We start from the raw sequence: 26859 nt of genomic DNA on the forward strand, positions 1-26859 counted from the left end.
CCAGGCCATGGTCGAACCGACCCGCCCCGGGTGCCGCCTATGGGGGAGCGGCATCCGGGGCGACCAGCCGCCCCGCCTCCTCCCGGAAGGTGAGGCGAACGGATGTCGCAGCCCGTCCTGCTCCTCGGTGCCGGCCGCCGGTGCGCGTACGACGAGTTCGTGCTGACGCGCATCGCCGCGGCCCGCCCCGTGGTGCTGGTGGACGCCGCGCCGCCCGACTGGGCACATCCGTGCCTGGCCGGTCACCTGGCGGCGGACCCCGGCAAGGACGGGGCGACGGCGTCGGCGGTGGTGCGGTTCGCGGCCCGGCACCGGGTCCGCGGGGTGCTGGCCCACTCGGCCGGTCACACGGTCGCCGCGGCCAGGATCGCCGGGCAGTTGGGGCTGCCCGGCCCCTCCCCCGCCACGGCCGCCGCCTGCGCCGACCCGGCCGTACTGCGTGCCTCGCTCGCCGTCGGCACGGTCCCCGTCGACGACCCGGGTACACCGAGGGTCTGCGCCGAGACCGTCGTCCTGGACGGCGAGATCCGTATCGTCGCCATCACCCGTACGACCCTGGGCCCGGCGCCCGCCCGGCAGCCGCTCCGGCACACCGTGCACGCCCACGACGGCCTGCTGCACAACCGTTTCCTGCGTCTGGCCGTCGACCGCGCCGTGCACGCCCTCGGCCTCACCCGGGGTGTGCTGCACATCGGATTGCGGCTCACCGACCGCGGCCCCCGGGTCACCGACGTCACCCCGTGCCTCCCGGGCGACCTGATCCCGCTCCTCGTCAAACGCGCCACCGGCGTCGACCTCGCGCAGGTCGCCGCCGCCCTGGCCACCGGCGAGGTGCCGGACACCACGCCCACCCGGCAGCGGGCGGCCGCGATCCGGTTCGCCTACCCGGCCGCCACCGGCCGCCTCGACCACCTGACCCTCTCCCCCGACGCGGCCGGCGAACCCGGCGCCGACCGCATGATCCTCACCCAGGACGCCGGCCACCACGTCACCGCCGGGCCGCACGCGACCGTCGACGACCGGCTGGCGCTCTGGGTGGCCGTCGGCGAGGACCCCGCCGCCTGCGACGACGCCCTGCGCCGGATGGGCCGCCACCTGTCCGCGGGCATCGCCCCGGTCGTGACAGCGGCCTAGGGCACCGAGTCCGACCCGCGGTTACGTCAAGGTTCGTATCAACTTCTCCGCCGCGCCGAGCAGTTCGACCTCCCGGCGGCTCATCGTCGGATTGGCCGCCCGTCGCCGCAGGGCCTCCGCCAGCCCCTCCTCGGTCAGTTCGCCCGGATCGGCGAGCAGGCCCGCGAGCAGTTCGCGGGCCACCGGCAGCTCACCCACCGCGACCTGGGCGAGGATCACCGCCGACATGGCCCAGTCGAGGCCGGGCGGCCCGTCCTCGGCGTTGGTCCAGTCGATGACCCGGGGTCCGTCGGGGGTCAGCATCACGTTGTCCGGATGCAGGTCCAGGTGGAGGACCCGGGAACCGGGGTCGGCCGGGTCCCGCCCGGGCACGGCGTGCAGCCGGCGCAGCAGCGAGGCGAGCAGCGCACCGCCCTCCGCCGGGCCCATCTCCCCGGCGAGCAGCGCCGCCAGCATGGTCGGCCCGGACAGCCGTTCCATGACCAGGTCGGTACGGGACCCGGCGGGCCGCACCCGGGGCACCGGGTACCCGTGCTCCCGTACGTACGTCATCACCGCGCCCTCGGCGGCCGCGTCCCCCCAGCCGTCCCGGTCCCGGCGCAGCACCCACGCCTCGTCGATCTCGTACACGTCGGCCGAACGCCCCGAACCGAGCAGTCTCCCCGTCATGGCATGACCATAACCAGCGGCGACGACCCACAGCCGCCCCTCAGCTTCGATTCGGCGGCCGGTAAGGTAGCCGGGTCGTCATCACCCGTACGGGGGAAAGCCGGTGCAAACCCGGCGCCGCTCCTTCCCCGGTTCCCGGCTTCGCCCGAACCGGGGGACACCCCTGCCCGCGAACCGTCGCACCGACGGTGAGCCGGACCGCCCCGCGCGGGACGTTGATCGGCTCATGTGCGCCGGCACCCGTCGGCGCACGGCACCGTCGAGGTTCACGGAGCCGAGCAGCCGGGGTGTCCCGTGCCGCCCGGCTCCCCCGCAGGGAGAGGCACCCGCCGATCATGACCGTCCTCCGCCGCAGCGCCGCGGTGCTGGCCGCCACCGCCGTCATCGGCGCCGCCACGCCCGCCATGACCGCGACGGCCGCCGACGACCCGTCCCCGTCCGCTTCGACGGTGCTCCCGTCGGGGCTGTTCGGCGGTACGGACCCCAAGTACGACGGTGTCTGGCGCCAGTCGCTCGCCCTGCTCGCCCAGCACACGGTGGGCCTGACCTCGGCCGCGAAGGCGGTGGACTGGCTGGCCGGGCAGCAGTGCGCGAACGGCTCGTACGCGGCGTTCCGTGCCGAGCCGACCGTGGCCTGCGGTGCCAAGGTGACGGTGGACACGAACAGCACGGCCGCCGCCGTACAGGCGCTGGCGGCGGTCGGCGGGCACGACGACGCCGTCGGCAAGGCGGTGACCTGGCTGAAGGCGCAGCGGAACAAGGACGGCGGCTGGGGCTACTCCCCCGGCTCGCCCAGCGACACCAACTCCACCGGCGTGGTGATCGGCGCGCTCACCGCGGCCGGCGAGAGCCCGGACAAGGCGGCGGCCGACCTCCTCGCCAAGTGGTCCCTCCGCTGCGACGAGGCGGGTGGCGGCGGCCTCGCCTACCAGCCGGACAAGAAGGGGAAGCTGGCCGCCAACGCGGACGCGACGGCCGCCGGGGTGCTCGGTCTGCTCGGCAAGGGGTTCGCGGCGACGGCCGGGAAGGCCCCGGAGACGGGCTACTGCGCCAACTCCGACAAGGCGCTGACGCCGGCGGACGCGGCACGCAACGGCGCCGCGTATCTGGGGCTCACCATGTACGAGCAGGGGCACCTGGTCTCCGCGCTCGCCGGCGCCAAGCCCCAGCCGGACTACGGCAACACCGCCGACGCGGTCGTGGCCATGGCCGCGCAGGGCTCGACCAAGCCGGCGCGGAAGCCGTACGCCTGGCTGGAGGCCCACGCCGTGCCGTGGGCCAAGCAGAGCGGACCCGCGGCCTACGCCGAGCTGATCTTCGCGGCGCACGCGATGGGCGCGGATCCGCGCGACTTCGGCGGCACGGACCTGGTGACGGCGCTCAACGCGACGGGGCCCGCCCCTGCGGCCGCGGCCGAGCACACCGAGAAGAAGAAGGAGTCGTCGGGCACCAGCGTCTGGTGGATCGTCGGTACCGGGCTCGTCGCCGGCATCGGCATCGGCTTCCTGTTCAGCGGGCGCCGGAAGCAGCGGCAGCCGTGACCGGCGTCCGCGTCCGCCGTGCGGCGCTGCTGGTGATGGCCGCGCTGACCCTGCTGGTGGCCGCGGCGCCCGCGGAGGCCGCCGGTTACCGCTACTGGTCCTTCTGGGAGCGGGACGGTTCGCGGTGGACGTACGCCACGCAGGGACCCGCCACGGCGCGGCCGGACGACGGCGCGGTCGAGGGGTTCCGGTTCGCGGTGAGCGAGGACTCGGGGGACGCGTCGCAGCCGCGCGGGACGGCGGACTTCGGGACGATCTGTGCCGACACGGCCGCGGTCCGGGGGCAGAAGCGGGTGGGGCTGGTCATCGACTTCGGTACGACGGCGGACGCGCCGTCGGCGCGGCGGCCACCGGCGCGGCGGACCGCGTGCGCGGTGGTGCCGGACGACGCCACGGCCGCGGACGCGCTGGCCGCGGTGGCCAAGCCGTTGCGGTACGACACGAACGCCCTGCTGTGTGCGATCGGGGGGTATCCGGAGAAGGGGTGCGGGGAGGAGATATCGGCGAAGGGCGCGTCGGACAGCGGGCCGTCCCTGGGGCTGCTGGCCGGGGCGGGGGTGGTCGTGGTGGTGGCCGCGGGCGCCTTCTGGCAGGCGCGGCGGCGGAAGAATGCGTGATCGTCACGGTGCGGGTGTGCGGGGGCTGGTCGCGCCCCGCGGCGGAGCCGCAGACCGGTACAGTCCCGTGCCCCTGACGGGGCGCACGCGCGGGCGGGTGAAACCCCCCGTGCCCCGGTCCCGGCGTACCCGCACGCTGCACCCCGGTGCCTGGTGGCTCTGGGCGCTCTCGCTCGGGGTCGCCGCCTCGCGGACCACCAACCCGCTCCTTCTCGCCCTTCTGGTCACGGTCACCGGCTACGTCGTGGCCGCCTGCCGGAGCCGGACGCAGGGGGCCCGTGCCTACTCCGCCTTCGCCAGGCTCGCCCTCGCCGTGCTGATCGTCCGGCTCGTCTTCACCGTCCTCCTCGGCTCCCCCGTCCCCGGCTCGCACACCCTCGTCACCCTCCCCGAGATCCCGCTCCCCCACTGGGCGCAGGGCATCCGGCTAGGTGGCCGGGTCAGCGCCGAGGCGCTGGTCTTCGCCCTCTACGACGGTCTCAAGATCGCCACCCTGCTGATCTGCGTCGGCGCCGCGAACGCGCTCGCCGATCCGGCCCGTCTCCTCAAGTCGCTGCCCGGCGCCCTGTACGAGCTGGGCGTGGCCGTGGTCGTCGCCCTCACCTTCGCGCCGAACCTGATCGCCGACGTCCAGCGGCTGCGCGCCGCCCGTAGGCTGCGCGGCCGTCCCGACTCCGGCATCCGGGGTCTGCTCCAGGTCGGACTGCCGGTCCTGGAGGGCGCGTTGGAGCGCTCGGTCGCCCTCGCCGCCGCGATGGACGCGCGCGGTTACGGCCGCAGTGCCGACGTACCGGACCGGGTCCGTCGTACGACGGCCGCGCTGACCCTCGGCGGGCTGCTCGGCGTGTGCGCGGGAACGTACGGGCTGCTCACCGCCGAGGGCGGCGCTTACGGGCTGCCCCTGCTGCTGGCCGGGGTGGTCGCCGCGCTGGCGGGGCTGCGGCTCGGCGGCCGTCGTTCGCTGCGCACCCGCTACCGGCCGGACGCGTGGGACGCGCGGGCCTGGCTGGTGTCCGGGTCGGGTGCGGCCGTCGCCGGGCTGCTGGCGCTGGCCGCGGTGCGGGATCCGGACGCCCTGCAGCCGGGGGTCGTACCGCTGGTCGCCCCCACGCTTCCGCTGTGGCCCGCGGCCGCCGTGCTGCTCGGCCTGCTGCCCGCCCTCGTCGTGCCGAAGGAGCCGTCGTGATCCGTTTCGAGGACGTCTCCGTGACGTACGAGGGCGCGGCCGGACCGGCCGTCCGGGGCGTCGACTTCGAGGTGCCGGAAGGTGAACTCGTCCTCCTGGTGGGCCCGTCCGGTACCGGCAAGTCGACGATCCTGAACTCCGTCAGCGGGCTGGTGCCGCACTTCACCGGCGGCACCCTGCGCGGCCGGGTCACCGTCGCGGGGCGGGACACCCGGACGCACAAGCCGCGTGAACTCGCCGACGTCGTCGGCACGGTGGGGCAGGATCCGCTCGCCCACTTCGTGACCGCCACGGTGGAGGACGAACTCGCCTACGGGATGGAGTCGTTGGGGATCGCTCCGGCCGTGATGCGGCGGCGGGTGGAGGAGACCCTCGATCTGCTGGGGCTCGACGGACTGCGGGACCGGGCGATCGCCACGCTCTCGGGCGGGCAGCGGCAGCGGGTCGCGATCGGGTCGGTGCTCACCCCGCATCCCTCGGTCCTGGTGCTCGACGAGCCGACCTCCGCACTCGACCCGGCCGCCGCCGAGGAGGTGCTGGCCGTGCTCCAGCGACTGGTGCACGACCTGGGGACCACGGTGTTCCTGGCCGAGCACCGGCTGGAGCGGGTGGTGCAGTACGCCGACCGGGTCGTGCTGCTCCCGGAGCCGGGGGCCGCGCCGGTGTGCGGCACTCCGGCCGAGGTGATGGCCGTGTCGCCGGTGTGTCCGCCGGTGGTGGAGCTGGGGCGGCTGGCCGGGTGGTCGCCGCTGCCGATGACCGTCCGGGACGCCCGGCGCCGGGCGGGCGGGCTGCGGGAGCGCCTCGCCGGGCGGGCCCCGGAGCAGCCGACCCCCACCGACTCCGCGCCCCCCGCGCCCACCACCGCCTCACCCCGCGCCGGGCGGCCCGGAACCCGGGGACCCGCCGCCCCGGCGGCCGCCGACGGGGCCGCCGCGGCCCCCGCCGCTCCGCTCGCCGAGGTCCGTGCCCTCGCCGTCCGCCGGGACCGGGTGGACGCGCTGTGCGGTGTCGGTCTCACCGTCGCGCCCGGCGAGACCGTCGCCCTCATGGGCCGTAACGGCGCCGGGAAGTCCACGCTGCTGAGCGCCCTGGTCGGGCTGGTGGAGCCGGGCTCCGGGACGGTCCGGGTCGGCGGGGCGGTGCCGCATCGCACCCGCCCGCGTGACCTCGTACGCCTGGTCGGCCTGGTCCCGCAGGAACCCCGTGACCTGCTGTACGCCGACACGGTCGGCGCCGAGTGCGCGGCCGCCGACCGGGACGCGGGGGCGGCCCCGGGAACCTGCCGTGACCTGGTGTCCGGGCTGCTCCCCGGGGTCGCCGACGCCACCCATCCGCGCGATCTGTCGGAGGGGCAGCGGCTGGCGCTGGCGCTGGCCGTCGTACTGACCGCCCGGCCGCCGCTGCTCCTGCTGGACGAGCCGACCCGGGGCCTCGACTACGCGGCGAAGGCCCGGCTGGTCGGCGTGTTGCGCGGGCTCGCCGCCGACGGGCACGCGATCGTGCTGGCCACCCACGACGTGGAGCTGGCCGCCGAGATCGCGCACCGGGTCGTACTGCTCGCGGAGGGCGAGGTGATCGCGGACGGTCCGACGGACGACATCGTGGTCTCCTCGCCGTCCTTCGCGCCGCAGGTGACGAAGGTCCTCGCGCCGCAGCGGTGGCTGACCGTGGCCCAGGTGCGCAGGGCGCTGGCATGACCGGCCCGGTACGGCTCGGCCCCCGCTCGCTGGCCGCCCTGCTCCTCGTCGGTGCCGTCGGCGTGGTCGCCGTCGGCTGGCCCTTCCTCGCCCCGCCCGGCTCCCGGATCACCTCGCACGCCCAGGACGCGCCCTGGCTCTTCGCGGGCCTGCTGCTCCTGCTGGTCGCCGTGCTCGGGGCGACGATCTCCGAGTCGGGGCTCGGTCCGAAGGCGGTCGCCATGCTCGGCGTGCTGGCCGCGACCGGCGCGGCGCTGCGGCCGATCGGCGCGGGCACCGCCGGGATCGAGCCGATGTTCTTCCTGATGGTGCTGAGCGGGCGGGTGCTGGGGCCGGGCTTCGGGTTCACCCTCGGCTCGCTCACCATGTTCGCGTCGGCGCTGCTCACCGGCGGGGTGGGGCCGTGGCTGCCGTTCCAGATGCTGGCGATGGGCTGGTTCACGATGGGCGCCGGGCTGCTGCCGGGGGCCGGGCGGCTGCGCGGGCGCGGTGAGCTGGCGCTGCTGGCGGGCTACGGATTCCTGGCCGCGTTCGGCTACGGCATGGTCGTGGATCTGGCCGGCTGGCCGCTGCTGGCCGGCACCGCCTCGAACATCGCCTTCGACCCGCACGCCGGGCCCGGCGCCAATCTGGCCCGGTTCCTCGCCTACAGCCTGGCCACCGCCATGGGCTGGAACCTGGGCCGGGCCCTGTGCACGGTCGTCCTCACCCTCGTCCTCGGGCCCGCCCTGCTGCGGGCGCTGCGCCGGGCGACCAGGCGGGCCGCCTTCGAGACCGCGGTCACATTCGACGACCCCGGGGCGTGAGGCGTCGTACGCACCCGGTGACGTGACCGGTGAAGCACCCCACATGACGCACGTCACCTACGGCCCGGATTAGTAGTCAGGCTTTTCCTGAATGTCCGTTTTACTAACCCCTCTGACCTGCACTTTGAGAGCCGCGTCACACAACGGGCCATCACCGCCTATGCGACCACAACTAGTAAAAGGGGTGATTGCGGACGGGTTTGCGGCCTGCTTCTCTGGACGACGTCGCCAGGCACCACCGGCTCCCAGCGGGCCACGGAGCCGACGCACACGGCCACCGCCCACGGGTGGTTCCGGAGCGCGGCGACTCCCTGTCCCCGACGAACGAGGTTCTCCGTGTCCGTGTCCATCTTCCGCCGCATCGCCTCCCCGAAGAAGGTCCTCACCGCCGCCGCCGTGGCCGCCGCCACCGCCGGTATGGCGCTGAGCGCGGCGCCCGCCCAGGCCGCCACCGGCTCGGCCTCCTCCGCTCAGGCGATCGCGCACAAGATGATCCCGGACGCCGCACAGTTCAACGCGTTCAGCAAGATCGTCTCGCATGAGAGCGGCTGGAACCCCAGCGCCACCAACAGCTCTTCCGGCGCCTACGGCCTGGTCCAGGCCCTGCCGGGCTCGAAGATGGCGTCCGCCGGGTCCGACTGGAAGTCCAACCCGGCCACCCAGATCAAGTGGGGTCTGGACTACATGAACTCCCGCTACGGCAGCCCGACGGCCGCCTGGAGCTTCTGGCAGGCCAACGGCTGGTACTGAGCCGGCCGACCCGCTCCCCCCGCACCTCGGCACCCTCGCCCCCCTCCTCCCGGGCGAGGGTGCCGACGCATGTCCGGACGTGGTGGACTGATCCCCCGGAGCCACCCGACCCCGGGCCCACCGAGCCGCCCGGTCCGGCGCGACCCACCGGAGGAGCGATGCCCACGGCGACACCGCCCCGCGATCCCGAGACCCGCGGTGTGCGGCTGGTTTTCGTGCTGCTGGCCCTGACCGTGCTGAGCGGCCTGATCGACGCCGTCAGCTATCTGGGCCTCGGCCATGTCTTCACCGCGAACATGACCGGCAACGTGGTGGTCCTGGGCTTCGCGGCCGCCGGGGCGCCCGGCTTCTCCGTGCCCCATTCGGCGGCCTCCCTGGCCGCCTTCCTGGTGGGCGCGGCGACGGGCGGCCGGCTCACGGCCCGGTTCGGCGGAGGTTCCCGCCGACGGTGGATGCGGGTGATCCTGGCCGCGGAGGCGGTCGTGGTGGCCGGGGCGGCCGTGGTGGCCTTCGCCCGGCCCGGCGGCACGGCGACGACATACACCCTGATCGCGCTGACCGCCTTCGCGATGGGACTGCGCAACGCCAACGTCCGCAAGCTGGCGATCCCCGACCTGACGGCGACCACGGTCCTGACGACGACCCTGACCGGCCTGGTCTCCGAGTCGCACCTCGGCGATGCCACCAGGCCGCACTCCCCGCGCCGCGTGGCCGCGGTCCTCGCGCTGATCGCCGGCGCGGTCCTGGGCGCCTGGCTGGTCCTCCACGAGAACCTGGGGATCCCGCTGCTCGTCGCGGCGGTGGTCGCCGGGGTGCTGGCGGTGGTGGCGTCCGGACGGGAGTGACCGGAGCGACGGCGGTGAGCGGCACCGGTGTCTCGGGGGAGGCAGGAACGGGGCGTAGGGAGGGGGTTGCTCCTGCCTCCCTCGGGGCGGGCCGGCGGCGCCGGGAGCCGTCGGCCCGGGTCGAGGGGTTACGCCGTGGTGACCTGGAGATGCTTGACCCCGTTGATCCACGCCGAGCGCAGCCGGTCCGGGTCGCTGACCAGGCGCAGGGTCGGCATCGCGTCGGCTATCGCGTTGAAGATCAGGTCGATCTCCAGGACCGCGAGGGACTTGCCCAGGCAGTAGTGGGGGCCGCCGCCCCCGAAGCCGAGGTGGGGGTTGGGGTCGCGGGTGATGTCGAAGGTGTCGGGGTCGGTGAAGACCTCGGGGTCGTGGTTGGCCGAGGCGTAGAAGACGCCGACCCGGTCGCCCTTGCGGATCAGCTTGCCGCCCAGCTCGGTGTCCTGGGTGGCGGTGCGCTGGAAGGAGTTGACCGGGGTGGCCCAGCGGACGATCTCCTCGGCGGCGGTCGAGGGGCGCTCCCGCTTGTAGAGGTCCCAGGCCTCGGGGTGGGTGAGGAAGGCGTGCATGCCGTGGGTGATGGCGTTGCGGGTGGTCTCGTTTCCGGCCACCGCGAGCATCAGCACGAAGAAGCCGAACTCGTCGGAGTTCAGGTTGCCCTCGTCCTCCGCCGCCACCAGCGTGGAGACGATGTCCTTGGCCGGGCACTGCTTGCGGTCGGCGGCCATGTTCATCGCGTAGGCGATCAGCTCGGTGGCCGACTCGGCGCCCACCTCCTCGGTGATCGCGTACTCCGGGTCGTCGTACGAGATCATCTTGTTGGACCAGTCGAAGATCTTGGCCCGGTCGTCCTGGGGGATGCCGATCAGTTCGGCGATCGCCTGGAGGGGGAGCTCGCAGGCGACCTCGGTGACGAAGTCGAAGGGGCCGGAGTGGGCGCGGGCCGCGTCGGTGATCGCCAGGGCGCGGGCGCGCAGCCGGTCCTCCAGGGCGCGGATGGAGCGGGGGGTGAAGCCGCGCTGGATGATCTGGCGGACCCGGGTGTGCTCGGGCGGGTCCATGTTCAGCAGGATCAGGCGCTGGGCGTCGATCGCGTCGCGCGGTATGTGCTCGGTGAAGCGGATGATCGCGGTGTTGAGCCAGGACGAGAAGATCTCGGGGTGCGTGGAGACGTACTTGACGTCGGCGTGCCGGGTGACGGCCCAGTAGCCGTCGTCCGCGAAGCCGGCGATGCCGTGCGGCTGTTCGATCCAGCGCACCGGTTCCGCCCGGCGCAGCTCGGCGAACTCCGGGAGCGGCACCCGGTGATGGAGCAGGTCGGGGTCGGTGAGGTCGAACCCGTCGGGCAGTGCGGGACAGGGCATGGCGACTCACTCCCACCGTGTACGAACCTGGATGCGTATGTCGTGCGAGACCCATCTGACGGTCCATCAGATGAGGCCGGTTGCCGTGAAGGTAGTAACGGGTTCTACAAGTCGCAAGGGGTGCGGTCACCCCAATTGCGTGCACCCCCCTTGCGGTTGCGGACAGGCTGTCAGCAGACTGCACACAGAACTAGTACGCGTTCTAGTTCTGCGTGGCGGGCCGGGCCGGGACGCCCCTGCGCCGCGCGGGTGACCGAGGAGAGGACCGAGCCCCCATGGCCGCGGAACCCGTGATCGTCGAAGCCGTACGCACCCCCATCGGCAAGCGCGGTGGCGCGCTCGCCAATCTCCATCCCGCCTATCTCCTGGGCGAGACCTACCGTGAACTCCTCGGCCGCACCGGCATCCCCGCCGACTGCGTCGAGCAGATCGTCGGCGGCACGGTGACCCACGCCGGCGAGCAGTCCATGAACCCCGCGCGTACGGCCTGGCTGACCGTCGGGCTGCCGTACGAGACCGCGGCCACGACCGTCGACTGCCAGTGCGGCTCCTCGCAGCAGGCCTCGCACATGACCGCGAACATGATCGCCGCCGGGGTCATCGACGTCGGGATCAGCTGCGGGATCGAGGCGATGTCGCGGGTGCCGCTCGGCTCCGGCTCCAAGCACGGGCCGGGCAAGCCCTTCCCCGACGAGTGGAACGTCGATCTGCCCAACCAGTTCGAGGCCGCCGAGCGCATCGCCCGCCACCGGGGCCTGACCAGGGAGAACGTCGACTCGCTCGGGCTGCTCTCGCAGGAGCGGGCCGCACACGCCTGGGCCGAGGAACGCTTCAAACGGGAGACCTTCGCCGTGCAGGTGCCGACCACGGAGGAGGAACAGCACGCCGGGCAGGGCATGTGGCGGCTGGTCGACAGGGACGAGGGTCTGCGCGACACGTCCATGGAGGCGCTGTCCGGCCTGAAGCCGGTGATGCCGACGGCGGTCCACACCGCGGGCAACTCGTCCCAGATCTCGGACGGCGCGGCCGCCATCATGTGGGCGTCGAAGCGGATGGCCCGCGCCCTGAAGCTGCGCCCGCGGGCCCGGATCGTCGCCCAGGCCCTGGTCGGCGCCGACCCGCACTTCCACCTCGACGGCCCGATCGACGCGACCCGGGCCGTGCTCGGCAAGGCCGGCATGACCCTCAGGGACATCGACCTGGTCGAGATCAACGAGGCGTTCGCGTCGGTGGTGCTGAGCTGGGCCCAGGTCTTCGAGCAGAGTCTGGACAAGGTCAACGTCAATGGCGGCGCCATCGCCCTGGGGCACCCCGTCGGGGCCACCGGGGCCCGTCTGATCACCACCGCCCTGCACGAACTGGAGCGCACGGACAAGGAGTTCGCCCTGGTGACCATGTGCGCGGGCGGCGGCCTGGCCACCGGGACGATCATCCAGCGGCTCTAGGACCTCACCCGGGAGCCGGTGTCGGCACCGGCTCCCGCGCCTTCTCCGGCACCACCGCCCTCACCGTCCGGGCCCGCGGCCCCTGGAGCAGGTAGCCGACGCCGAAGCCCGCGCCGACCACCGTCGCGCCACCCACCGCGTCCAGGACCCAGTGGTTGCCGGTGGCGATGATCGCCGAGACCGTCAGGAGGGGGTGCAGCAGGCCGAGGGCCTTCAGCCACCACTTCGGGGCGACGACGGCGATCACGATCCCGCACCACAGCGACCAGCCGAAGTGCAGCGAGGGCATCGCCGCGTACTGGTTGGTCAGCTCGGTGAAGGTGCCGTAGTCGGGCTTGGCGAAGTTCTGCGGGCCGTGAACGGTGTCGATGATGCCGAGCCCCGGCATCAGACGCGGCGGGGCCAGCGGGTAGAGCCAGAAGCCGATCAGGGCGAAGGCGGTGGCGAAGCCCAGGGCGGTTCGGGCCCAGCGGTAGTCGACCGGGCGGCGGACGTAGAGGACCGCGAGAACGGTCAGCGGGACGACGAAGTGGAAGGACTCGTAGTAGAAGTCGAAGAAGTCCCGCAGCCAGCCGATGCCCTGCACGGTGTGGTTGGCCCAGTGCTCGATGTCGACGTGCAGGAACCGCTCGATGCCGAGGATCTGGTGCCCGTGGTGCTCGGCCCGGGCCCGCCCGGAGGTACCGTCCCCGTCCCCGGCGGCGGCCAGCCGTACCTGCTGGTAGGCGAAGTAGACCAGCCGCATCACGACCAGTTCGAGGAAGAGGTTCGGCCGGGTCAGGACCCGGCGCAGCCCGGAGGCCAACGGCACCCGGCGGAAGCGGGCCGGCACCGGCTCCGCGTAGTCCGTCGGGATCGGACGGGCGAACTCCGGGGCGGTGCGGGACAGGAACGGTACGACCGTGGCCGCGGCCAGGGCGGCCAGCAGGACGACGTTGTCACGCACCGGGACGAAGAGGGGCTGGTTCGGCAGGAGTGCCTTGGCGGGCAGCGTCATCACCATGACCACCACGACCGGCCACACCGACCGGTCGGCGGCGCGCCGTCCGGTCCGGCCGACCACCGCGAGCAGCACCCACAGCAGCTGGTGCTGCCAGGAGGCCGGCGACACCGCCACCACCGCGCAGCCGGTGATCGCGACCGCCAGCAGCAGCTGCCCGTCCCGGGCGTAACGGACCGCGCGACGCAGCGCTAGGACGGCCACGGCCGCGGCGAGCGCCAGGAACAGGACGATCTCCAGCGGGCCGCTCAGTCCGAACCGCAGCAGGGCGCCGTGCAGCGACTGGTTGGCGAGCGCGTCGGCCTCGCCGCCGAGGCCCACGCCGGCCGTGTGGTGGATCCAGTAGGTGGACGAGTCGTGCGGCAGCGCCGCCCAGGCCAGCGCCGTACACACGGCGAAGGTGACGCCGGAGGCGAGGGCCGCCCGGCGGCGGCCGGTGAACCAGAGCAGCGGGGCGAACAGCAACAGGGCCGGCTGGAGCGCGGCGGCCAGGCCGACGCACAGTCCGCCGTCGCGCTGCCCGCGGGCGGCGAAGCAGCCGAGCAGGACGAACAGCACCGGGATGATGCTGGTCTGGCCGAGCCAGAGGGTGTTGCGGACCGGCAGCGAGAGCATCAGCAGGCTGATGGCGACCGGGGTGGCCAGCAGCGCGGTACGGCGGCTCAACGGCTGCGGCAGCGCGCGGGCGGCGACCAGGCCGAGGGCGACCACCAGCAGCAGCGTGCCGAAGGTCCAGCCCCAGCCGAGGGCCTGCTCGGCGGCTCTGGTGAGCGGCTTGAGCACCAGCCCGCCGAAGGGGGACCCGGTGAACTGCGTCGAGTCGTAGAGCGAGCCCTTGACGTGCAGCACGCCCTCCGGGCCGACCCAGGTCTCCAGATCCGTCAGCCGGTCCCCGCTCGGCGTGCCGAGGACGACGGCCAGCTGCCGTACGGCGAGGATCGCGGCCACCGCCCACAGGCCGAGCCGGGCCATTCTGAACCGCGTCCCTGGCTCCGCTCCCCCGAACGCGTCTCCCGGTCTCCCACTGTGTTCCACGTTCGCCACGCCGCGCCGGCCTCCCGCCCCGCTCGTCCGCTCTGAGAACCCTGAGAACCCCTACGAGGCTCCCATTCCTTTCTGTGAGAGACGCGGGCGGCCCCCTCGCCACCTGACGTCCGGCCGCGTTTTGTCCGGAAGGCGACAGCGCGAAAGGGGTGCGGTTGCCCGTGTGCAGCGCGACAAGGATCACAGTGCGGGGTCCGCATACGGGCGCGGGAGCGGGCATACGTCCCTGCATACACCGCATTTAGCTGCACAATGCACGGATGCGTGTACGCGACGTGACGGGCCCAAGTCCTCCTATCGTCGCTTTTCGACCCGTCCGGCGCCGTACGGGCCGCGCCCCCGTCCCCGTCGAAAGGTAGGCGAGCCCCGTTTTGGCGACCGCCACAGCCGTCACCCCGTCCGTCAAGATCCCCGGCCCCCGCACGGCCGCGCCCGCGCCGACCGTCACCGACCCCGCGCTGGTGAAGCGCGCCGTGAAGGCGGCCGCGCTCGGCAACGCCATGGAGTGGTTCGACTTCGGCGTCTACAGCTACATCGCGGTGACCCTGGGCAAGGTCTTCTTCCCGTCCGGCAACCCGACCGCCCAGCTGCTGTCCACGTTCGGCGCCTTCGCCGCGGCCTTCCTGGTCCGCCCGCTCGGCGGCATGGTCTTCGGCCCGCTCGGCGACCGCGTGGGCCGCCAGAAGGTCCTCGCCGTCACCATGATCATGATGGCGGCCGGCACCTTCGCGATCGGCCTGATCCCCTCGTACGCGACGATCGGCGTCGGCGCCCCGATCCTGCTCCTCGCCGCCCGCCTGGTGCAGGGCTTCTCGACCGGCGGCGAGTACGCGGGCGCGTCCACGTTCATCGCCGAGTACGCGCCCGACAAGAGGCGCGGCTTCTTCGGCAGCTGGCTGGAGTTCGGCACGCTCGCGGGCTACATCGGCGGCGCGGGCCTGGTCACCCTGATGACGGCCCTGCTCTCCGACGGCGACCTCACCTCCTGGGGCTGGCGCATCCCGTTCCTGATCGCGGGCCCGATGGGCATCATCGGCCTGTACCTGCGGATGCGCCTGGAGGAGACCCCCGCGTTCACCGCGGAGGTCGAGAAGGCCGAGCAGTCCCGCCCGAAGGTCCCGCTGCGCGAGATGATCACCGGCCAGTGGAAGGCCCTGCTGCTGTGCATGGCCCTGGTCCTGGTCTTCAACGTCACGGACTACATGCTGCTGTCGTACATGCCGAGCTATCTGACCAGCGAGCTGAAGTACGACGAGACGCACGGCCTGCTGGTGGTGCTCGCCGTCATGACCCTGATGATGATCGTCCAGCCGTTCGCCGGCGCCCTGACCGACCGCGTCGGCCGCCGCCCGGTGATCGCCGCGGGCTGTGCGGGCTTCCTCCTGCTCTCCGTCCCGGCCCTGCTCCTGATCCGCCAGGGCAGCCTGCTGGCGGTCGCCCTCGGCATGGGCGCCCTCGGCCTCCTCCTGGTCTGCTTCACGGCGGCGATGCCGGCGGCCCTCCCGGCCCTGTTCCCGACCCGGGTCCGCTACGGCTCCCTGTCGATCGGCTTCAACGTCTCGGTCTCCCTCTTCGGCGGCACGACCCCGCTGGTGGTGACGGCCCTGATCGGAGCGACGGGCAACATGATGATGCCCGCGTACTACATGATGGCGGCCGCGGTCATCGGCGGCTTCGCGGCCTGGCGCATGACAGAGACAGCAGGCAAGCCGCTGCCTGGTTCCGCGCCGTCGGTCGAAGCGCCCCTTTAGGGGCGCGGGGCTGCGTCGATGTGCGGCTCCGCCGCGCGGGCGCGCTCGGCCCCACCCACCTGCGCTGTTCGAACGCTCCGCACTCCCTGCGCGTACCGTCGGTAGACAGACGGTGGCTGTCCGGAACAGGCCCAGGAACCATGCCCTCCGCTATACCGTCTGCAGTCGGTGATCCACACACGGGCGGAGGGCAACGGTTCATGGTCGGGCGCGCACGTGTTCTCGTGGTCCTGCTCACACTCCTCGGCATCCAGCTGAGCCGGCTCGCCGCCCCCGCCTTCGCCTGCGGCTGCGGCGCCCTCGTCCCCGGCGACCGGCAGCAGGTCACCGTCGGCCGGGAGGAGTCGGTCCTGCGCTGGGACGGCACCCGCGAGGAGATCGTGATGCGCCTGACGGTCGACGGCGACGCCGACCACGCCGCCTGGATCATGCCCGTCCCGCACCGCGCCACCGTCGCCCTCGGCGACCCGGCCCTCTTCGACGAGCTGCACACCCTCACCGCCCCGGTGCACCGCACCCGGTACCACCTCTGGCCCCAGAACGGCGACTGGCCCCTCACCACCGGGGGCACCACGCCCGCAGGCCCGCCCGGCGGCGCCGCGCAGGCCCCCCGCGTCGGCGTGGTCGACCGCCTGCGGCTCGGCCCGTTCGACGTGGCCCAGCTGACCGCCACCGACCCCGGCGCCCTGGACGGCTGGCTGCGCGGCAACGGCTTCCCGTCACCGCCCCGCCTGGACACCGCGCTGCGGCCCTACGTCGACCAGCGCTGGGAGTACGTCGCGGTCAGGCTCGCCCCCGAGACCGCGGGCTCCACGCTGAACGGCGCCCTCGACCCGCTGCGCCTCGCCTTCGCCAGCGACCGGCCGGTCTACCCGATGCGGCTGTCCAGGCTCGCGGCCACCCCGCAGTCACTGGGCCTGTACGTGCTCGCCGCGCACCGCATGGAGCCGCGCTCGGCGATCGGCGGCGAACCCCCGAGGGTCGTCTACGCCGGCCGTCTCAGCCGTCCGGCCGGCGATCTGCGCGAACTCGCCGCCGGCACCCCGTATCTGACGGCCATCGGCCAGGAGTTCCCGTACCCGTCCCGGATATCCGGCGACCACGTGCTGCGCCGGGCCTCCTCGGACACCCCCTTCCAGCAGGTCGTCTACGAGGACCGGCTGCGCGAGGCGGCCGGGATCCCGCTGTGGCTGCTGACGGTCGGCGGCGCGCTGCTGCTGGCCGTCACGGTCACCTCCGTGGCGGCCGTACGACGCTCCCGCCGCCCGGCCCCGCCGCCACCACCGCCGGTGCGGCCGCCACCGCCACCGGCCCGGCCCCCTGCGCCGATCGGCTGAGTTCCGTCCGGTACCGGGGCGGTGGATCACCGAGGCACCCGTCGCCTAAGTAGTGCTAAGCAGATAGCTGTCAGAGGGCAGTTACCGGACATCCGAAAGGCAGCGGACGCATGAGCGGCTCTCAGCTCTGGGACGACGTCGACTTCTACTTCACCAGCCACCTCTCGCCGGACGACGAGGCGCTCCAGGCGGCCCTGCGCGAGAGCGAGGCCAACGACCTCCCGCACGTCAGCGTGACCGCCAACCAGGGCAAGCTGCTCCAGCTCCTCGCGCAGATCCAGGACGCCCGGAGCATCCTGGAGATCGGCACCCTAGGCGGCTACAGCACCATCTGGCTGGCCCGCGCCCTGCCCGAGGACGGCAGGCTGATCTCGCTGGAGTACAACGCCCGGCACGCCGAGGTCGCGATCCGCAACATCGCCCGCGCCGGCCTGGAGCGGCTCGTCGAGGTGCGGGTCGGCCCCGCCCTGGAGTCGCTGCCCAAACTCGCCGACGAGAACCCGGCCCCCTTCGACCTGGTCTTCATCGACGCCGACAAGGCCAACAACCCGCACTACGTGGAGTGGGCGCTGCGGCTCACCCGCACCGGCAGCCTGATCGTCGTCGACAACGTGGTGCGCGGCGGCCGGGTCGCCGACGCCGACAGCGGCGAACCGGACGTGGTCGGCACCCGCGCCGCGATCGAGCTGATCGCCACCCACCCGAGGCTGAGCGGCACGGCGATCCAGACGGTCGGCAGCAAGGGCTACGACGGCTTCGCCCTGGCCCGGGTGCTCGACTGAGGGGTGCCGCTCAACCCTCGTGGTAGAAGCCCACGTTGACGCTGCGCGGGGCGGTGCGGTCCCGGACGACGATCTCGCCGGAGCCGCCCCGGGGCAGTGCGACCGTGCCGCCGTACCCGATGGCCTGGGCGTACTCGCCGACGGTCAGCAGCACCTCGGAGGACGGTTCGGCCTGGGAACCGCGCAGCCAGGTGACCTGCCAGCCGCCCTCGGGCCCACACAGGAACTCCAGGTGCACCCGGGAGACGAACAGCCAGTCGTCGGGCGTGGTGAGCCGGCAGGCGGAGGCATCGCGGCCCACTCGCAGCACGGCGCCCGGCTCGCTGGGCGCGTCGGCCATGAGCATCCCGGCCGTCTCGCCCGCGTCTCCGGACACGGAAGCCATGGTGAGTTCGAGCACGTGCGTTCCCCCTGCGCGGTTCCTGAATCGTTCCTGGATCTCCGGCGCATGATAAAACGCCCGGCGGGGTGGCGTCCGGCACAATGAAGTCATGACCGAGCGAAAGCCACCCGGGGTACCGTTCGAGTCCTGGGTCGACAAGCAGATCCGTGATGCGCAGCAGCGCGGTGACTTCGATCAACTCACCGGCGCGGGCGAGCCGTTGCCGGCCGACCTGGACACGCCGTACGACGAACTGTGGTGGATCAAACGGAAGATGGCCCGGGAGGGCCTGGCGATGCTGCCCCCGGCCCTCGCGTTGCGCAAGGAGGCGGAGGACGCTCTGGCGGCCGCCTACGCGGCCCCCTCGGAGCGGCTCGTCCGCGGCATCATCACCGAGGTCAACGTGAAGATCCGGGACATGATGTTCAAGCCGCCGCCCGGGCCCCCGCTGGGCAAGAAGCCGTACGACGTCGATGAGGTCGTACGCGAGTGGCGGGAGCGCCGGGCGGCGGCCGGGTCGGAACCGGACTCAGGTGGCTCAGGTGACTCGGGTGACTCGGGTGACTCAGATGTGCATTAGCCGGTCCGCCAGTTCGCGGTAGTCGCGCAGGGCCAGCCGGAGTTGCTCGGTGTCGGTCGTGCCGGGGTGGTCCCGGTCGGTCTCCTGCCAGCTGCCGCGCAGGGTACGGCGGCGCCGGTCGACGGCGTCGGTGAAGCGGGCGCTGAGTTCCTCGACGGCCCGGTCGGCCTCCTCCACGGCCGCGCGAGGCTCGTCGACGAAACCGGTGACCGCGTGCTGCAGGCGCCGTTCCAGCTGCCCGCACTCCTCGTTCGGCATCAGCCGCTCGTCACGCGCCGGGTCGTCCTTGGACATCCGCCGGTCGTCGTCGGGCATCCGCCGGTCGGCGTCGCGCCCCGGCCGGTCGGCGCGGGCCGCGTCCGGCGCATGGCCCGGACCCTGGCCGGCCACCAGCACCGCCGGCCCGGACGCCTGGTCCCGGTCGGCCCCACGCTCGGGCGCGATGTCCTCGCGCCCGGGGGTGACCCCCCTGACGGAGGCGTCGCCCCGGTCGGTCGAGCGCTCGGCGGTGCGCTCCTCCCGTCCCGGCATCGCCTCGTCGCCGGGATATATGTCGCCGCTCCCCTGCGGGCGGCCCTTCTCTGTCCTCGCGTCGGTCATGTCGGTCAGCTCTCCTTCGGACGGCTCCGGTCGGCGGACCAGGGCAGATGCGGATGGCGGCCGGTGTCGGCACCGACCCCGGCGTGGTGCCGGCCGGTGTCGTCGGCCGACGGGGCGACCAGGTCGTCGAAGAGGGAGCGGGCCTCGATCATGGCCGTACGCATCTCCTCGGTGCCCGCCTGGTTCTGCTGGGCCCCGTCCACGGGCGCCTGGGCGGCGCTGTGGACGCGTCGGTAGCCGTCGACGTGGTCGGCGTGGTGCACGGACAGCGCGGCGAGCTGGTCGTCGTACTCGGCACCGGCCGGGAAGCCGCGGGCGGCCGCCACTTCGGCGAGCAGCCGGTCGATCTCGGTCACGGACTCCCGAGGCGAGTCGACGAAGTGTTCCTGTGCGGTCGTCCAGCGGGCCGCGTAACGTTCGCGCTCCGCCGGTTCCAGCGGCCGCTCGTTCAGGTCGCCGTGGCGCTGCACCCGTTCGGCCAGCTCCTGCTCGGCCGCCTTGGTGTCGCCGTTGTGCCGGGCCACGGCCCGCTCGTACTCGGGCCCGAAGCGCTGCTTCAGGCCGTGCGGGCCATGGCTCCTGGAGCGCGCGGCCAGCACGGCCGCGACGACGACCACGGCGGCCACGATCACAATCGCGATGATCAAGCCTGTGGACATGGTTGCCTTCCGGTGTCTCGGCCCGACGGGCCGGCTCGCCCTCCGGGTGACCCGTACAGCGCCCCGCAAACAGCCCCGGACCGTGCGGCCGGACCGGGCCCGCACCGAATTCGGTTGCACGAACCCCCCGGACCCACCCGAGACTGCCGTCCATGACCACCTGGACGATCACCCCGGAACGCCCCGACTCACCCGTGGCCGCCGCCCTGTGGCGGGCGTACTACACGGAGGTCAGCGACCGCTGGTACCTGCGCCACGAGGGCCGGCGCACCGACCCGGCCGAGCTGGAACGCGAGATCGCCGCCCACCCGGGATCCGAACTCGCCCCGCCCGCGGGGCGGTTGCTGATCGCACGGTACGACGGTGCGCCGGCCGGCAGTGCGGGCGTACGGCTCCTGGACCCGGCCACCGCGGAACTCACCCGGGTCTTCGTGCAGGAGGGGATGCGCGGCAGGGGCGGCGCCGCGCTCCTCGTCGCGGCGGCCGAGGACGCGGCCCGCGCGCTCGGGGCCGGGCGGCTCGTGCTGGACACCCGCACCGACCTCGTCGAGGCCCGCGCCCTGTACGCGCGGCTCGGCTACACCGAGAGCGAACCGCACAACGACGACGTCTACGCCGAGCACTGGTTCCGCAAGGAACTCGTCAACTGACCTGCCGGGGGGCCGGGTTCTGGGGCTGTTCGCGTTCGGTGCCGCACAGTTCGTCGGTCAGGTCGCGCACCAGGCGGTCCAGGTCGGTGGACCGGTCGGAGCTCCACCAGTCGCCGAGCAGGTCGGCCAGGGACTCCTCGCGGGCCTTCGCGAGCCGTTCGGCGGTCGCACGGCCCTGCTCGGTCAGGGTCAGGTCGAGGCCCAGGCGGTCGACGAGGTGCCGCTCCTCCAGCTGGCGGGCGCCCTCCAGGACGACGGTCATCGGGACGACCCCGCGCTCGGCGAGCCGGCCCGGCTCCACCGAGCCGTACCTGCGGATCCGCAGCAACAGCCAGCCCGCGGCGGGCAGCAGGTCCACCCCGGCCCGCTCGTTGATCTTCCGGTAGATCTCCCGACGGCCCTCGCGGGTGCCGAGCAGTGACAGGGCCCGGCAGCACTCGTCGTACGACGAGCGCTGCACCGGGTTGGGCGGGATGGTCTCCGACACGTCCGGCGCGGTGACCGAGCCGCGCAGCCGGTCCTCCTTGAGGAACCAGGCCAGGACGAAGCCGAGGGCGGCCACCGGGGCGGCGTACAGGAAGACGTCGGTGATCGAGGACGCGTACGCGTGCAGGGCCGCCGGGCGCAGCGCGGGCGGCAGTTCGGTGATGCCGCGCGGGTCCGCCTTGAGGGCGTCCGGGGTGACACCGGCCGGGAGGCGGACGCCCCGGAAGGCGTCGGCCAGCTTGTCGGCGAGGCGGCTCGCGAAGACCGAGCCGAAGATCGCCACGCCGAAGGAGGCGCCGATGGAGCGGAAGAAGGTCGCGCCGGAGGTGGCGACGCCGAGATCCTCGTACGAGACGGAGTTCTGCACGATCAGCACCAGCACCTGCATGACCAGTCCGAGGCCCAGGCCGAAGACGAAGAAGTAGCAGCTCATCTCGAGCGTCGAGCTGTGTTCGTCGAGCCGGTGGAGCAGCAGCAGGCCGAAGGCGGTGACGGCGGTGCCGGCGATCGGGAACACCTTCCAGCGGCCCGTGTGGCTGACGATCTGGCCGGACAGGGTGGAGGACAGCAGCAGGCCGATCACCATCGGCAGCATGTGCACACCCGACAGGGTCGGCGAGATGCCCTGCACGACCTGGAGGAAGGTCGGCAGATAGGTCATCGCGCCGAACATCGCGAAGCCGACGATGAAGCTGATCACGGCGGCGAGCGTGAAGGTGCGGATGCCGAAGAGCTTCAGCGGGAGCACGGGTTCGGCGGCCCGTCGCTCGACGGCCACGAAGGCGACGGCGAGCAGCACCCCGAGCACCGCCAGCCCGATGATCTGCGGCGACCCCCAGCGCCAGGTCGTCCCGCCCAGCGAGGCCACCAGTACCAGGCAGGTGGCGACGGCGGCGATCAGCAGCGTGCCGAGATAGTCGATCCGGTGGCGGGCGGTCCTGCGCGGTATGTGCAGCGCGACCGCGATCACGGCGAGCGCGACCACGCCGACGGGCAGGTTGACGTAGAACACCCAGCGCCAGCTCAGGTGCTCGGTGAGCACCCCGCCGAGCAGCGGCCCCAGCACACTCGTAGCGCCGAAGACGGCACCGAACAGGCCCTGGTAGCGCCCTCGTTCACGCGGCGGCACGAGGTCCCCCACGATCGCCATCGACAGCACCAGCAGCCCGCCGCCGCCCAGCCCCTGCAGGGCGCGGAAGCCGATCAGCTCGCCCATGTTCTGGGCCATCCCGCACAGGGCCGACCCGACGAGGAAGATCACGATCGCCGCCTGGAAGAGCCGCTTGCGCCCGTACTGGTCACCGAGCTTGCCCCACAGCGGGGTGGCGGCCGTGGAGGCCAGCAGGTAGGCGGTGACCACCCACGACAGATGCTCGAGCCCGCCCAGGTCGCTGACGATCGTCGGCAACGCGGTCGACACGATGGTCTGGTCCAGCGCGGCCAGCAGCAGGCCGAGCAGCAGCGCACCGATCGGGACGAGCACGTTGCCGGGTACGTGCTCCGCGTCCTTCGCCTGGGTGTGCGTCATGTCCAGGGCCATGGAGACCTCCCGGAGTGCTTTCAGCCATCTTCCATCGTGGAGGTTGTCGCCCGGTATGGCCCGTCGAACCCTCTTCGCCCCCTCTGAGACAAGGGGATCCGGCGAACGTACGTGTGGGTGTGCGGCATAACCTGTGGAGTTCGTGAGGGGACGCGGGGGACCCGAGGGGAGGGGACGAACACCGTGACGGACACGACCGGGGGCCACCGGTGCCCGGAGTGCGGGGCGCCGAGAGGGGCGGACAACACGCCCTCCTGCGACTGCACCCGACGAGCATCGGACGCACTGCGCGACGCCCGTACGGCCGAACAGGCGGCCGCGGAGGACTTCGACCCACTGCGGATACGGCCGTACGTCGATCTTTCCGGGGCTGGAGCCGGGACGGAGGCCGGGACGGAAGCCGGGGCCGACGCCAGGGACGGAGCCAGGGGTGGTGGTGATGCCGGGGCCGATGGGGGGAGAACCCAGCCGCCGACGGTGGTCGGGTCGGCGACGACGGCGTTGCGGGTGGTGCGGGAGCCGGCGGGCGCCGGTGCGGAGCTCGGTGAGGCTTCCGTCGCCTCTCCCGGCCGGGGAGAGGCCCCTCGGCGCCGGCCCCGGTGGGTGCTGGTCCTGTCGATCGCCGGGGCGGTGTTCGGGATCCTCGCGGCGGCCGGTTTCGCGAGCGGGCTGTTCTCCCATGTGACGCCGGCACGGGACACGGCGGCGCCGAAGGACGTCCGGGCGAGCGTTCCCGACGTGACGCCGAGCACAGGGTCGCCTTCGGCGGCGGCGCCGGTGACATCGGCGAGGGCGCCGGCGCCGGCCGTACCGGCCGCGTCCGCCGACGCGAGCGCCTCGCCGACGGCCTCGCCCGCACGGACGGTGAGCGCGAGTCCGTCCGCGACCGCGTCCCGCTCCGCCACGCCGACCCGGTCGGCGTCGACGACCGGCACGGCGGCCTCCGCCCAGCCCACGTCGGCGCCGGTCCTGCGCCTCGGAGACAGCGGCGCCGAGGTGACGGAGCTCCAGTTGCGGCTGGCGCAGCTGAGGCTCTTGTCCGGGAGGGCCGACGGCCACTACGACCGCGAGACCGAGGACGCGGTACGGACGTACCAGCTGGCGCGGGGGATCCTGACGGACGAGTCGGGGGTGTACGGGACGGCCACCCGGACGGCCCTGGAGTCGGAGACGACGGAACCGTAGGGAGGGGGTGGTTGCGGTTGTCGGTCAGGTGCGGGTGGGTGGGGGCAGAGCGCGCAGTTCCCCGCGCCCCTTCCCGGCATTGATCCTGAAGCCGACTTCGAGGACAACCCCCCTGGGGGCGCGGGGAACTGCGCGACCAGCCCCCACCGGGCCCGCACTCGCCCACAACCGCACCACCCCCACCGCCGCCTCAGCCGACATACACCCGCAGGGAGCCGTCGGCCGCGGTCTCCACCCGTACCCCCGTCAGGTCCCGCACCACCGCGTCCGGCCCGTGCACGCCCGCCCGGGCCCCGACGCCCACCACCCGCATCCCCGCCGCGCGCCCCGCCGCGATCCCCGCGCCCGAGTCCTCGAAGACCACGCAGTCCGCCGGGGCGACGCCCAGCTCGGCCGCGCCCTTCAGGAAACCCTCGGGGTCCGGCTTGCTCGCGCCCACCGACTCCGCCGTGATCCGCACCGCCGGCAGCGGCAGCCCGGCCGCCGCCATCCGCGCCGTGGACAGCGCCACGTCCGCCGAGGTCACCAGGGCGTGCGGCAGCCCGTCCAGGGAGGCGAGGAAGGCCGCGGCGCCCGGGACCTCGACCACGCCGTCCATGTCGGCGGTCTCCTCGGCCAGCATCCGCGCGTTGTCCGCGAGGTTCTGCTGGACCGGCCGGTCCGGCAGCAGCACCGCCATCGACGCGTGCCCCTGGCGCCCGTGGACGACCTTCATGACCTCGTCGCCGTCCAGCCCGTACCGCTCGGACCAGCGCCGCCAGATGCGTTCGACGACGGCGTCCGAGTTGACGAGGGTGCCGTCCATGTCGAGCAGGAGGGCGCGGGCGGTGAGGACGGTGGCCGTCATCGGGCAGCTCCTAAGCAGGCCGGGCAAAGCAAAACAGAGCGGCCCCGCCCGCCGGTCAGGGAAAACGAGCGGGAGCCACTTTGTTTCTCCACGGTACAAAACGGAGCGGCCATCTGGCCACCGCCGTCGCCGACCGTTCACCGATTCTTCAGCTCGCCGGCCCCCCGACAGGGCACGTCCGGCTCAGCCCGCGATCGCCTCCCACAGGCTCCACACGCCCAGCGCCAGCATCAGCACGGCCGCGATCTGCGTGATCAGCCGCAGCGGCACCTTCTTCATCAGCGCCTTGCCGCCGACGATGCCGAGTCCGGCCACCGCCCACAGGCCGAGCACCGCGCCGAGGCCGACGGAGAGCGGGTCGTCGTACCGGGCCGCGAGGTTCGCCGTCATGATCTGCGTGAGGTCACCGAACTCGGCGACCAGGATGAGCATGAACCCGGTACCGGCGACCTTCCAGAAGGACTGGTCGGCGGGCTTGCGGACCTCCTCTTCCTCCTCGCCCTTCTTCAGCAGCAGCACGGCCGCGCCGCCGAGGAAGAGCACGCCGGTCAGGGCGTGCACGATCTGCTGGGGCAGCAGGGTCAGCACACTGCCGGCCGCGACGGCGAGCACGACGTGCAGGAGGAAGGCGGCCGCGACGCCGGCGAAGACGTAGGACGCCCGGTAGCGCGTGCCCAGGACGAGGCCGGCGAGCGCGGTCTTGTCGGGCAGTTCGGCGAGGAAGATGACGCCGAAGACGAGCGCCGTCACGGTGATGCTGATCAAGGGTCCTCAATCGGTCGGGGCCACCCCACCGAGAGTGCTGCACTTCGCGCGGAACACACGACACCTCGGCACGGCAGCACACATGGATCACCCGCGCCGCTGTACGGCACAGGCATGCACTGCTTGCCGAAGGTCTCGCTGGCGGCCTCGTGATCGAGGTCCGCCTCCGGGCGCCGGCTCAGACGGGCTGAGCAGTATGTCGACGGTCCGGCGAAGAGCTACTCCCCTTCAACGCCCTCCACGGTACGTGACCACCACACCGATTTCCAAGGCCGAAGATCCCGCCTGTGAGTCACGTCGCACACCTTGTCGTGTCATGCACACGTCACTAGCTTCTTACCCAACGCTCACTCCCCGGCAACACGACGGCGCGAGCATTCCCTCGCCCGCGCTCCAACATCCCACCCCCACAAGGGAGTTCCCATGCCGAAGTTCTACGCGCGTCGACGCCTCAGCATACTCGCGGCGTTCACCGGCCTGATAGCCTCCGTCGCCCTTTTCAACTCCCCGAGCGCCTCGGCCGCCCTCCCCACCCCGGTCAGCGCGTCCACCGCCCGCACCTACCTCGCCTCGCTCACCGTGGCGACCGAGGTCAGGACCGGCTACGCGCGCGACCTCTTCCCGACCTGGGACACCATCAGCGGCACCTGCAACACCCGCGAGTGGATCCTCAAGCGGGACGGTTCGAACGTCGTCACCAACTCCGCCTGCACCGCCACCAGCGGCAGCTGGTACTCCCCCTACGACGGCGCCACCTGGACCGCCGCCTCCGACGTCGACATCGACCACCTCGTGCCGCTGGCCGAGGCCTGGGACTCCGGTGCCCGCAACTGGACCACCGCGCAGCGCGAGGCCTTCGCCAACGACGTCACCCGCCCGCAGCTGCTCGCCGTCACGGACAACGTCAACCAGTCCAAGGGCGACCAGGACCCGGCCACCTGGATGCCGTCGCTGACGTCGTACCGCTGCACCTACGTCCGCGCCTGGGTCCAGGTGAAGTACTACTACGGCCTCTCGGTCGACTCCGCCGAGAAGAGCGCGCTCACCAGCTACCTCTCCGGCTGCTGACCCGACCGGCGGACAGCCCGGCGGACAGCCGGGCGCACAGAAGGTCCCGCTTCCCCCGCGTTCCGGCCACGCTCCACCCCCCTTCCCGCACTCTTTCCCGTGTCGAAGCCTCCCCGCCGACCTCCG

Annotated in this window: 25 protein-coding genes; 16 read left to right on the forward strand and 9 right to left on the reverse strand. The window is 73.0% G+C overall.

The window, feature by feature from the left end; translation table 11 throughout:
• Positions 1 to 102: 102 nt before the first annotated feature.
• The gene (locus ABZ642_RS22665) at positions 103 to 1134 is read left to right on the forward strand and encodes a hypothetical protein (RefSeq protein WP_360486875.1); all 1032 of its coding nucleotides are present in this window, start codon (positions 103 to 105) and stop codon (positions 1132 to 1134) included.
• A 21-nt stretch (positions 1135 to 1155) separates the two neighbouring features.
• Here ABZ642_RS22665 and ABZ642_RS22670 read toward each other — a convergent pair whose 3' ends face one another.
• Positions 1156 to 1803, reverse strand: a complete 648-nt coding sequence (locus tag ABZ642_RS22670; RefSeq protein WP_360486877.1) for a phosphotransferase — start codon at positions 1801 to 1803, stop codon at positions 1156 to 1158.
• A gap of 335 nt (positions 1804 to 2138) precedes the next feature.
• On the opposite strand from ABZ642_RS22670, the gene ABZ642_RS22675 reads away from it, so the two are divergent.
• From ABZ642_RS22675 to ABZ642_RS22705, 7 genes are all read left to right on the forward strand, one after another.
• Entirely contained in the window at positions 2139 to 3344 is a 1206-nt protein-coding gene (locus ABZ642_RS22675) for a prenyltransferase/squalene oxidase repeat-containing protein (protein ID WP_360486880.1), read from the forward strand.
• 35 nt (positions 3345 to 3379) lie between these two features.
• Positions 3380 to 3961: an SCO2322 family protein gene (locus tag ABZ642_RS22680; RefSeq protein WP_360487321.1), complete on the forward strand. Its 582-nt coding sequence runs from the start codon at positions 3380 to 3382 to the stop codon at positions 3959 to 3961.
• Between the two features lie 109 nt (positions 3962 to 4070).
• Positions 4071 to 5147 carry an energy-coupling factor transporter transmembrane component T gene (locus tag ABZ642_RS22685; RefSeq protein WP_360486883.1) on the forward strand — a complete coding sequence of 359 codons (1077 nt, stop codon included), beginning with the start codon at positions 4071 to 4073 and terminating at the stop codon, positions 5145 to 5147.
• Complete coding sequence (locus tag ABZ642_RS22690; protein ID WP_360486887.1) at positions 5144 to 6847, forward strand: ATP-binding cassette domain-containing protein; 1704 nt, start codon at positions 5144 to 5146, stop codon at positions 6845 to 6847. Before ABZ642_RS22685 ends, ABZ642_RS22690 begins: the two co-directional genes overlap by 4 nt.
• Positions 6844 to 7653, forward strand: coding sequence for an ECF transporter S component (locus tag ABZ642_RS22695; protein ID WP_360486890.1), 810 nt, complete (start codon positions 6844 to 6846; stop codon positions 7651 to 7653). The genes ABZ642_RS22690 and ABZ642_RS22695 overlap by 4 nt, the downstream gene beginning before the upstream one ends.
• Before the next feature lie 336 nt (positions 7654 to 7989).
• Positions 7990 to 8403, forward strand: coding sequence for a transglycosylase SLT domain-containing protein (locus tag ABZ642_RS22700; RefSeq protein WP_360486893.1), 414 nt, complete (start codon positions 7990 to 7992; stop codon positions 8401 to 8403).
• A gap of 158 nt (positions 8404 to 8561) precedes the next feature.
• Positions 8562 to 9248, forward strand: a complete 687-nt coding sequence (locus ABZ642_RS22705; RefSeq protein WP_360486896.1) for a YoaK family protein — start codon at positions 8562 to 8564, stop codon at positions 9246 to 9248.
• Between the two features lie 128 nt (positions 9249 to 9376).
• Here ABZ642_RS22705 and ABZ642_RS22710 read toward each other — a convergent pair whose 3' ends face one another.
• On the reverse strand, positions 9377 to 10612 hold the full coding sequence (locus ABZ642_RS22710; RefSeq protein WP_360486899.1) for a cytochrome P450: 1236 nt from the start codon (positions 10610 to 10612) through the stop codon (positions 9377 to 9379).
• A 275-nt stretch (positions 10613 to 10887) separates the two neighbouring features.
• Between ABZ642_RS22710 and ABZ642_RS22715 the strand changes: the two genes are divergently transcribed.
• A complete protein-coding gene (locus ABZ642_RS22715; protein ID WP_360486902.1) occupies positions 10888 to 12057 on the forward strand; it encodes a steroid 3-ketoacyl-CoA thiolase in 1170 nt (389 codons plus the stop codon).
• 4 nt (positions 12058 to 12061) lie between these two features.
• Here ABZ642_RS22715 and ABZ642_RS22720 read toward each other — a convergent pair whose 3' ends face one another.
• On the reverse strand, positions 12062 to 14101 hold the full coding sequence (locus ABZ642_RS22720) for a phosphatase PAP2 family protein (protein ID WP_360486905.1): 2040 nt from the start codon (positions 14099 to 14101) through the stop codon (positions 12062 to 12064).
• Positions 14102 to 14508: 407 nt separating this feature from the next.
• On the opposite strand from ABZ642_RS22720, the gene proP reads away from it, so the two are divergent.
• The 3 genes from proP to ABZ642_RS22735 all read left to right on the forward strand — a co-directional run bounded on the left by proP (position 14509) and on the right by ABZ642_RS22735 (position 17971).
• Positions 14509 to 15852 (forward strand): glycine betaine/L-proline transporter ProP, encoded by a 1344-nt coding sequence (gene proP / locus ABZ642_RS22725; RefSeq protein ID WP_360487324.1) that lies wholly within the window; start codon positions 14509 to 14511, stop codon positions 15850 to 15852.
• 200 nt (positions 15853 to 16052) lie between these two features.
• Entirely contained in the window at positions 16053 to 17189 is a 1137-nt protein-coding gene (locus tag ABZ642_RS22730) for a DUF2330 domain-containing protein (RefSeq protein WP_360486908.1), read from the forward strand.
• Between the two features lie 110 nt (positions 17190 to 17299).
• Positions 17300 to 17971 (forward strand): O-methyltransferase, encoded by a 672-nt coding sequence (locus ABZ642_RS22735; RefSeq protein WP_360486911.1) that lies wholly within the window; start codon positions 17300 to 17302, stop codon positions 17969 to 17971.
• Positions 17972 to 17981: 10 nt separating this feature from the next.
• On the opposite strand, the gene ABZ642_RS22740 is transcribed toward ABZ642_RS22735, so the two are convergent.
• Positions 17982 to 18371 carry a hypothetical protein gene (locus tag ABZ642_RS22740; protein WP_360486914.1) on the reverse strand — a complete coding sequence of 130 codons (390 nt, stop codon included), beginning with the start codon at positions 18369 to 18371 and terminating at the stop codon, positions 17982 to 17984.
• Positions 18372 to 18462: 91 nt separating this feature from the next.
• Here ABZ642_RS22740 and ABZ642_RS22745 point away from each other — a divergent pair, with 91 nt between their 5' ends.
• Positions 18463 to 18933 (forward strand): DUF1992 domain-containing protein, encoded by a 471-nt coding sequence (locus ABZ642_RS22745; RefSeq protein WP_360486917.1) that lies wholly within the window; start codon positions 18463 to 18465, stop codon positions 18931 to 18933.
• Here the strand turns inward: ABZ642_RS22745 and ABZ642_RS22750 are convergent.
• Positions 18919 to 19533 carry a hypothetical protein gene (locus tag ABZ642_RS22750; RefSeq protein ID WP_360486919.1) on the reverse strand — a complete coding sequence of 205 codons (615 nt, stop codon included), beginning with the start codon at positions 19531 to 19533 and terminating at the stop codon, positions 18919 to 18921. The genes ABZ642_RS22745 and ABZ642_RS22750 overlap by 15 nt on opposite strands.
• 5 nt (positions 19534 to 19538) lie before the next feature.
• A complete protein-coding gene (locus tag ABZ642_RS22755) occupies positions 19539 to 20192 on the reverse strand; it encodes a hypothetical protein (protein ID WP_360486923.1) in 654 nt (217 codons plus the stop codon).
• Positions 20193 to 20344: 152 nt separating this feature from the next.
• On the opposite strand from ABZ642_RS22755, the gene ABZ642_RS22760 reads away from it, so the two are divergent.
• A complete protein-coding gene (locus tag ABZ642_RS22760; RefSeq protein WP_360486926.1) occupies positions 20345 to 20842 on the forward strand; it encodes a GNAT family N-acetyltransferase in 498 nt (165 codons plus the stop codon).
• Here the strand turns inward: ABZ642_RS22760 and ABZ642_RS22765 are convergent.
• Positions 20835 to 22868 (reverse strand): MFS transporter, encoded by a 2034-nt coding sequence (locus ABZ642_RS22765; RefSeq protein WP_360486929.1) that lies wholly within the window; start codon positions 22866 to 22868, stop codon positions 20835 to 20837. The two genes, ABZ642_RS22760 and ABZ642_RS22765, sit on opposite strands and share 8 nt — an antisense overlap.
• A 183-nt stretch (positions 22869 to 23051) precedes the next feature.
• On the opposite strand from ABZ642_RS22765, the gene ABZ642_RS22770 reads away from it, so the two are divergent.
• Positions 23052 to 24053: a peptidoglycan-binding domain-containing protein gene (locus tag ABZ642_RS22770; protein ID WP_360486932.1), complete on the forward strand. Its 1002-nt coding sequence runs from the start codon at positions 23052 to 23054 to the stop codon at positions 24051 to 24053.
• A gap of 190 nt (positions 24054 to 24243) precedes the next feature.
• On the opposite strand, the gene ABZ642_RS22775 is transcribed toward ABZ642_RS22770, so the two are convergent.
• Entirely contained in the window at positions 24244 to 24900 is a 657-nt protein-coding gene (locus ABZ642_RS22775; protein ID WP_360486935.1) for an HAD-IA family hydrolase, read from the reverse strand.
• Positions 24901 to 25083: 183 nt separating this feature from the next.
• Positions 25084 to 25665, reverse strand: a complete 582-nt coding sequence (locus ABZ642_RS22780) for a TMEM165/GDT1 family protein (RefSeq protein ID WP_360486938.1) — start codon at positions 25663 to 25665, stop codon at positions 25084 to 25086.
• A 423-nt stretch (positions 25666 to 26088) separates the two neighbouring features.
• On the opposite strand from ABZ642_RS22780, the gene ABZ642_RS22785 reads away from it, so the two are divergent.
• Positions 26089 to 26733: an HNH endonuclease family protein gene (locus ABZ642_RS22785; RefSeq protein ID WP_360486941.1), complete on the forward strand. Its 645-nt coding sequence runs from the start codon at positions 26089 to 26091 to the stop codon at positions 26731 to 26733.
• The last annotated feature ends 126 nt before the right edge of the window (positions 26734 to 26859 follow it).

The sequence above is a fragment of the Streptomyces sp. NPDC007157 genome, assembly GCF_040634235.1.
Lineage (GTDB): Bacteria > Actinomycetota > Actinomycetes > Streptomycetales > Streptomycetaceae > Streptomyces.

Bases quoted from the DNA above. Each gene is read 5' to 3' on its own strand.
- ABZ642_RS22665 (WP_360486875.1), top strand. From the start codon at position 103: ATGTCGCAGCCCGTCCTGCTCCTCGGTGCCGGCCGCCGGTGCGCGTAC.
- ABZ642_RS22670 (WP_360486877.1), bottom strand. From the start codon at position 1,803: ATGACGGGGAGACTGCTCGGTTCGGGGCGTTCGGCCGACGTGTACGAG.
- ABZ642_RS22675 (WP_360486880.1), top strand. From the start codon at position 2,139: ATGACCGTCCTCCGCCGCAGCGCCGCGGTGCTGGCCGCCACCGCCGTC.
- ABZ642_RS22680 (WP_360487321.1), top strand. From the start codon at position 3,380: ATGGCCGCGCTGACCCTGCTGGTGGCCGCGGCGCCCGCGGAGGCCGCC.
- ABZ642_RS22695 (WP_360486890.1), top strand. From the start codon at position 6,844: ATGACCGGCCCGGTACGGCTCGGCCCCCGCTCGCTGGCCGCCCTGCTC.
- ABZ642_RS22705 (WP_360486896.1), top strand. From the start codon at position 8,562: ATGCCCACGGCGACACCGCCCCGCGATCCCGAGACCCGCGGTGTGCGG.
- ABZ642_RS22710 (WP_360486899.1), bottom strand. From the start codon at position 10,612: ATGCCCTGTCCCGCACTGCCCGACGGGTTCGACCTCACCGACCCCGAC.
- ABZ642_RS22715 (WP_360486902.1), top strand. From the start codon at position 10,888: ATGGCCGCGGAACCCGTGATCGTCGAAGCCGTACGCACCCCCATCGGC.
- ABZ642_RS22730 (WP_360486908.1), top strand. From the start codon at position 16,053: ATGGTCGGGCGCGCACGTGTTCTCGTGGTCCTGCTCACACTCCTCGGC.
- ABZ642_RS22735 (WP_360486911.1), top strand. From the start codon at position 17,300: ATGAGCGGCTCTCAGCTCTGGGACGACGTCGACTTCTACTTCACCAGC.
- ABZ642_RS22745 (WP_360486917.1), top strand. From the start codon at position 18,463: ATGACCGAGCGAAAGCCACCCGGGGTACCGTTCGAGTCCTGGGTCGAC.
- ABZ642_RS22750 (WP_360486919.1), bottom strand. From the start codon at position 19,533: ATGACCGACGCGAGGACAGAGAAGGGCCGCCCGCAGGGGAGCGGCGAC.
- ABZ642_RS22755 (WP_360486923.1), bottom strand. From the start codon at position 20,192: ATGTCCACAGGCTTGATCATCGCGATTGTGATCGTGGCCGCCGTGGTC.
- ABZ642_RS22760 (WP_360486926.1), top strand. From the start codon at position 20,345: ATGACCACCTGGACGATCACCCCGGAACGCCCCGACTCACCCGTGGCC.
- ABZ642_RS22765 (WP_360486929.1), bottom strand. From the start codon at position 22,868: ATGGCCCTGGACATGACGCACACCCAGGCGAAGGACGCGGAGCACGTA.
- ABZ642_RS22775 (WP_360486935.1), bottom strand. From the start codon at position 24,900: ATGACGGCCACCGTCCTCACCGCCCGCGCCCTCCTGCTCGACATGGAC.
- ABZ642_RS22785 (WP_360486941.1), top strand. From the start codon at position 26,089: ATGCCGAAGTTCTACGCGCGTCGACGCCTCAGCATACTCGCGGCGTTC.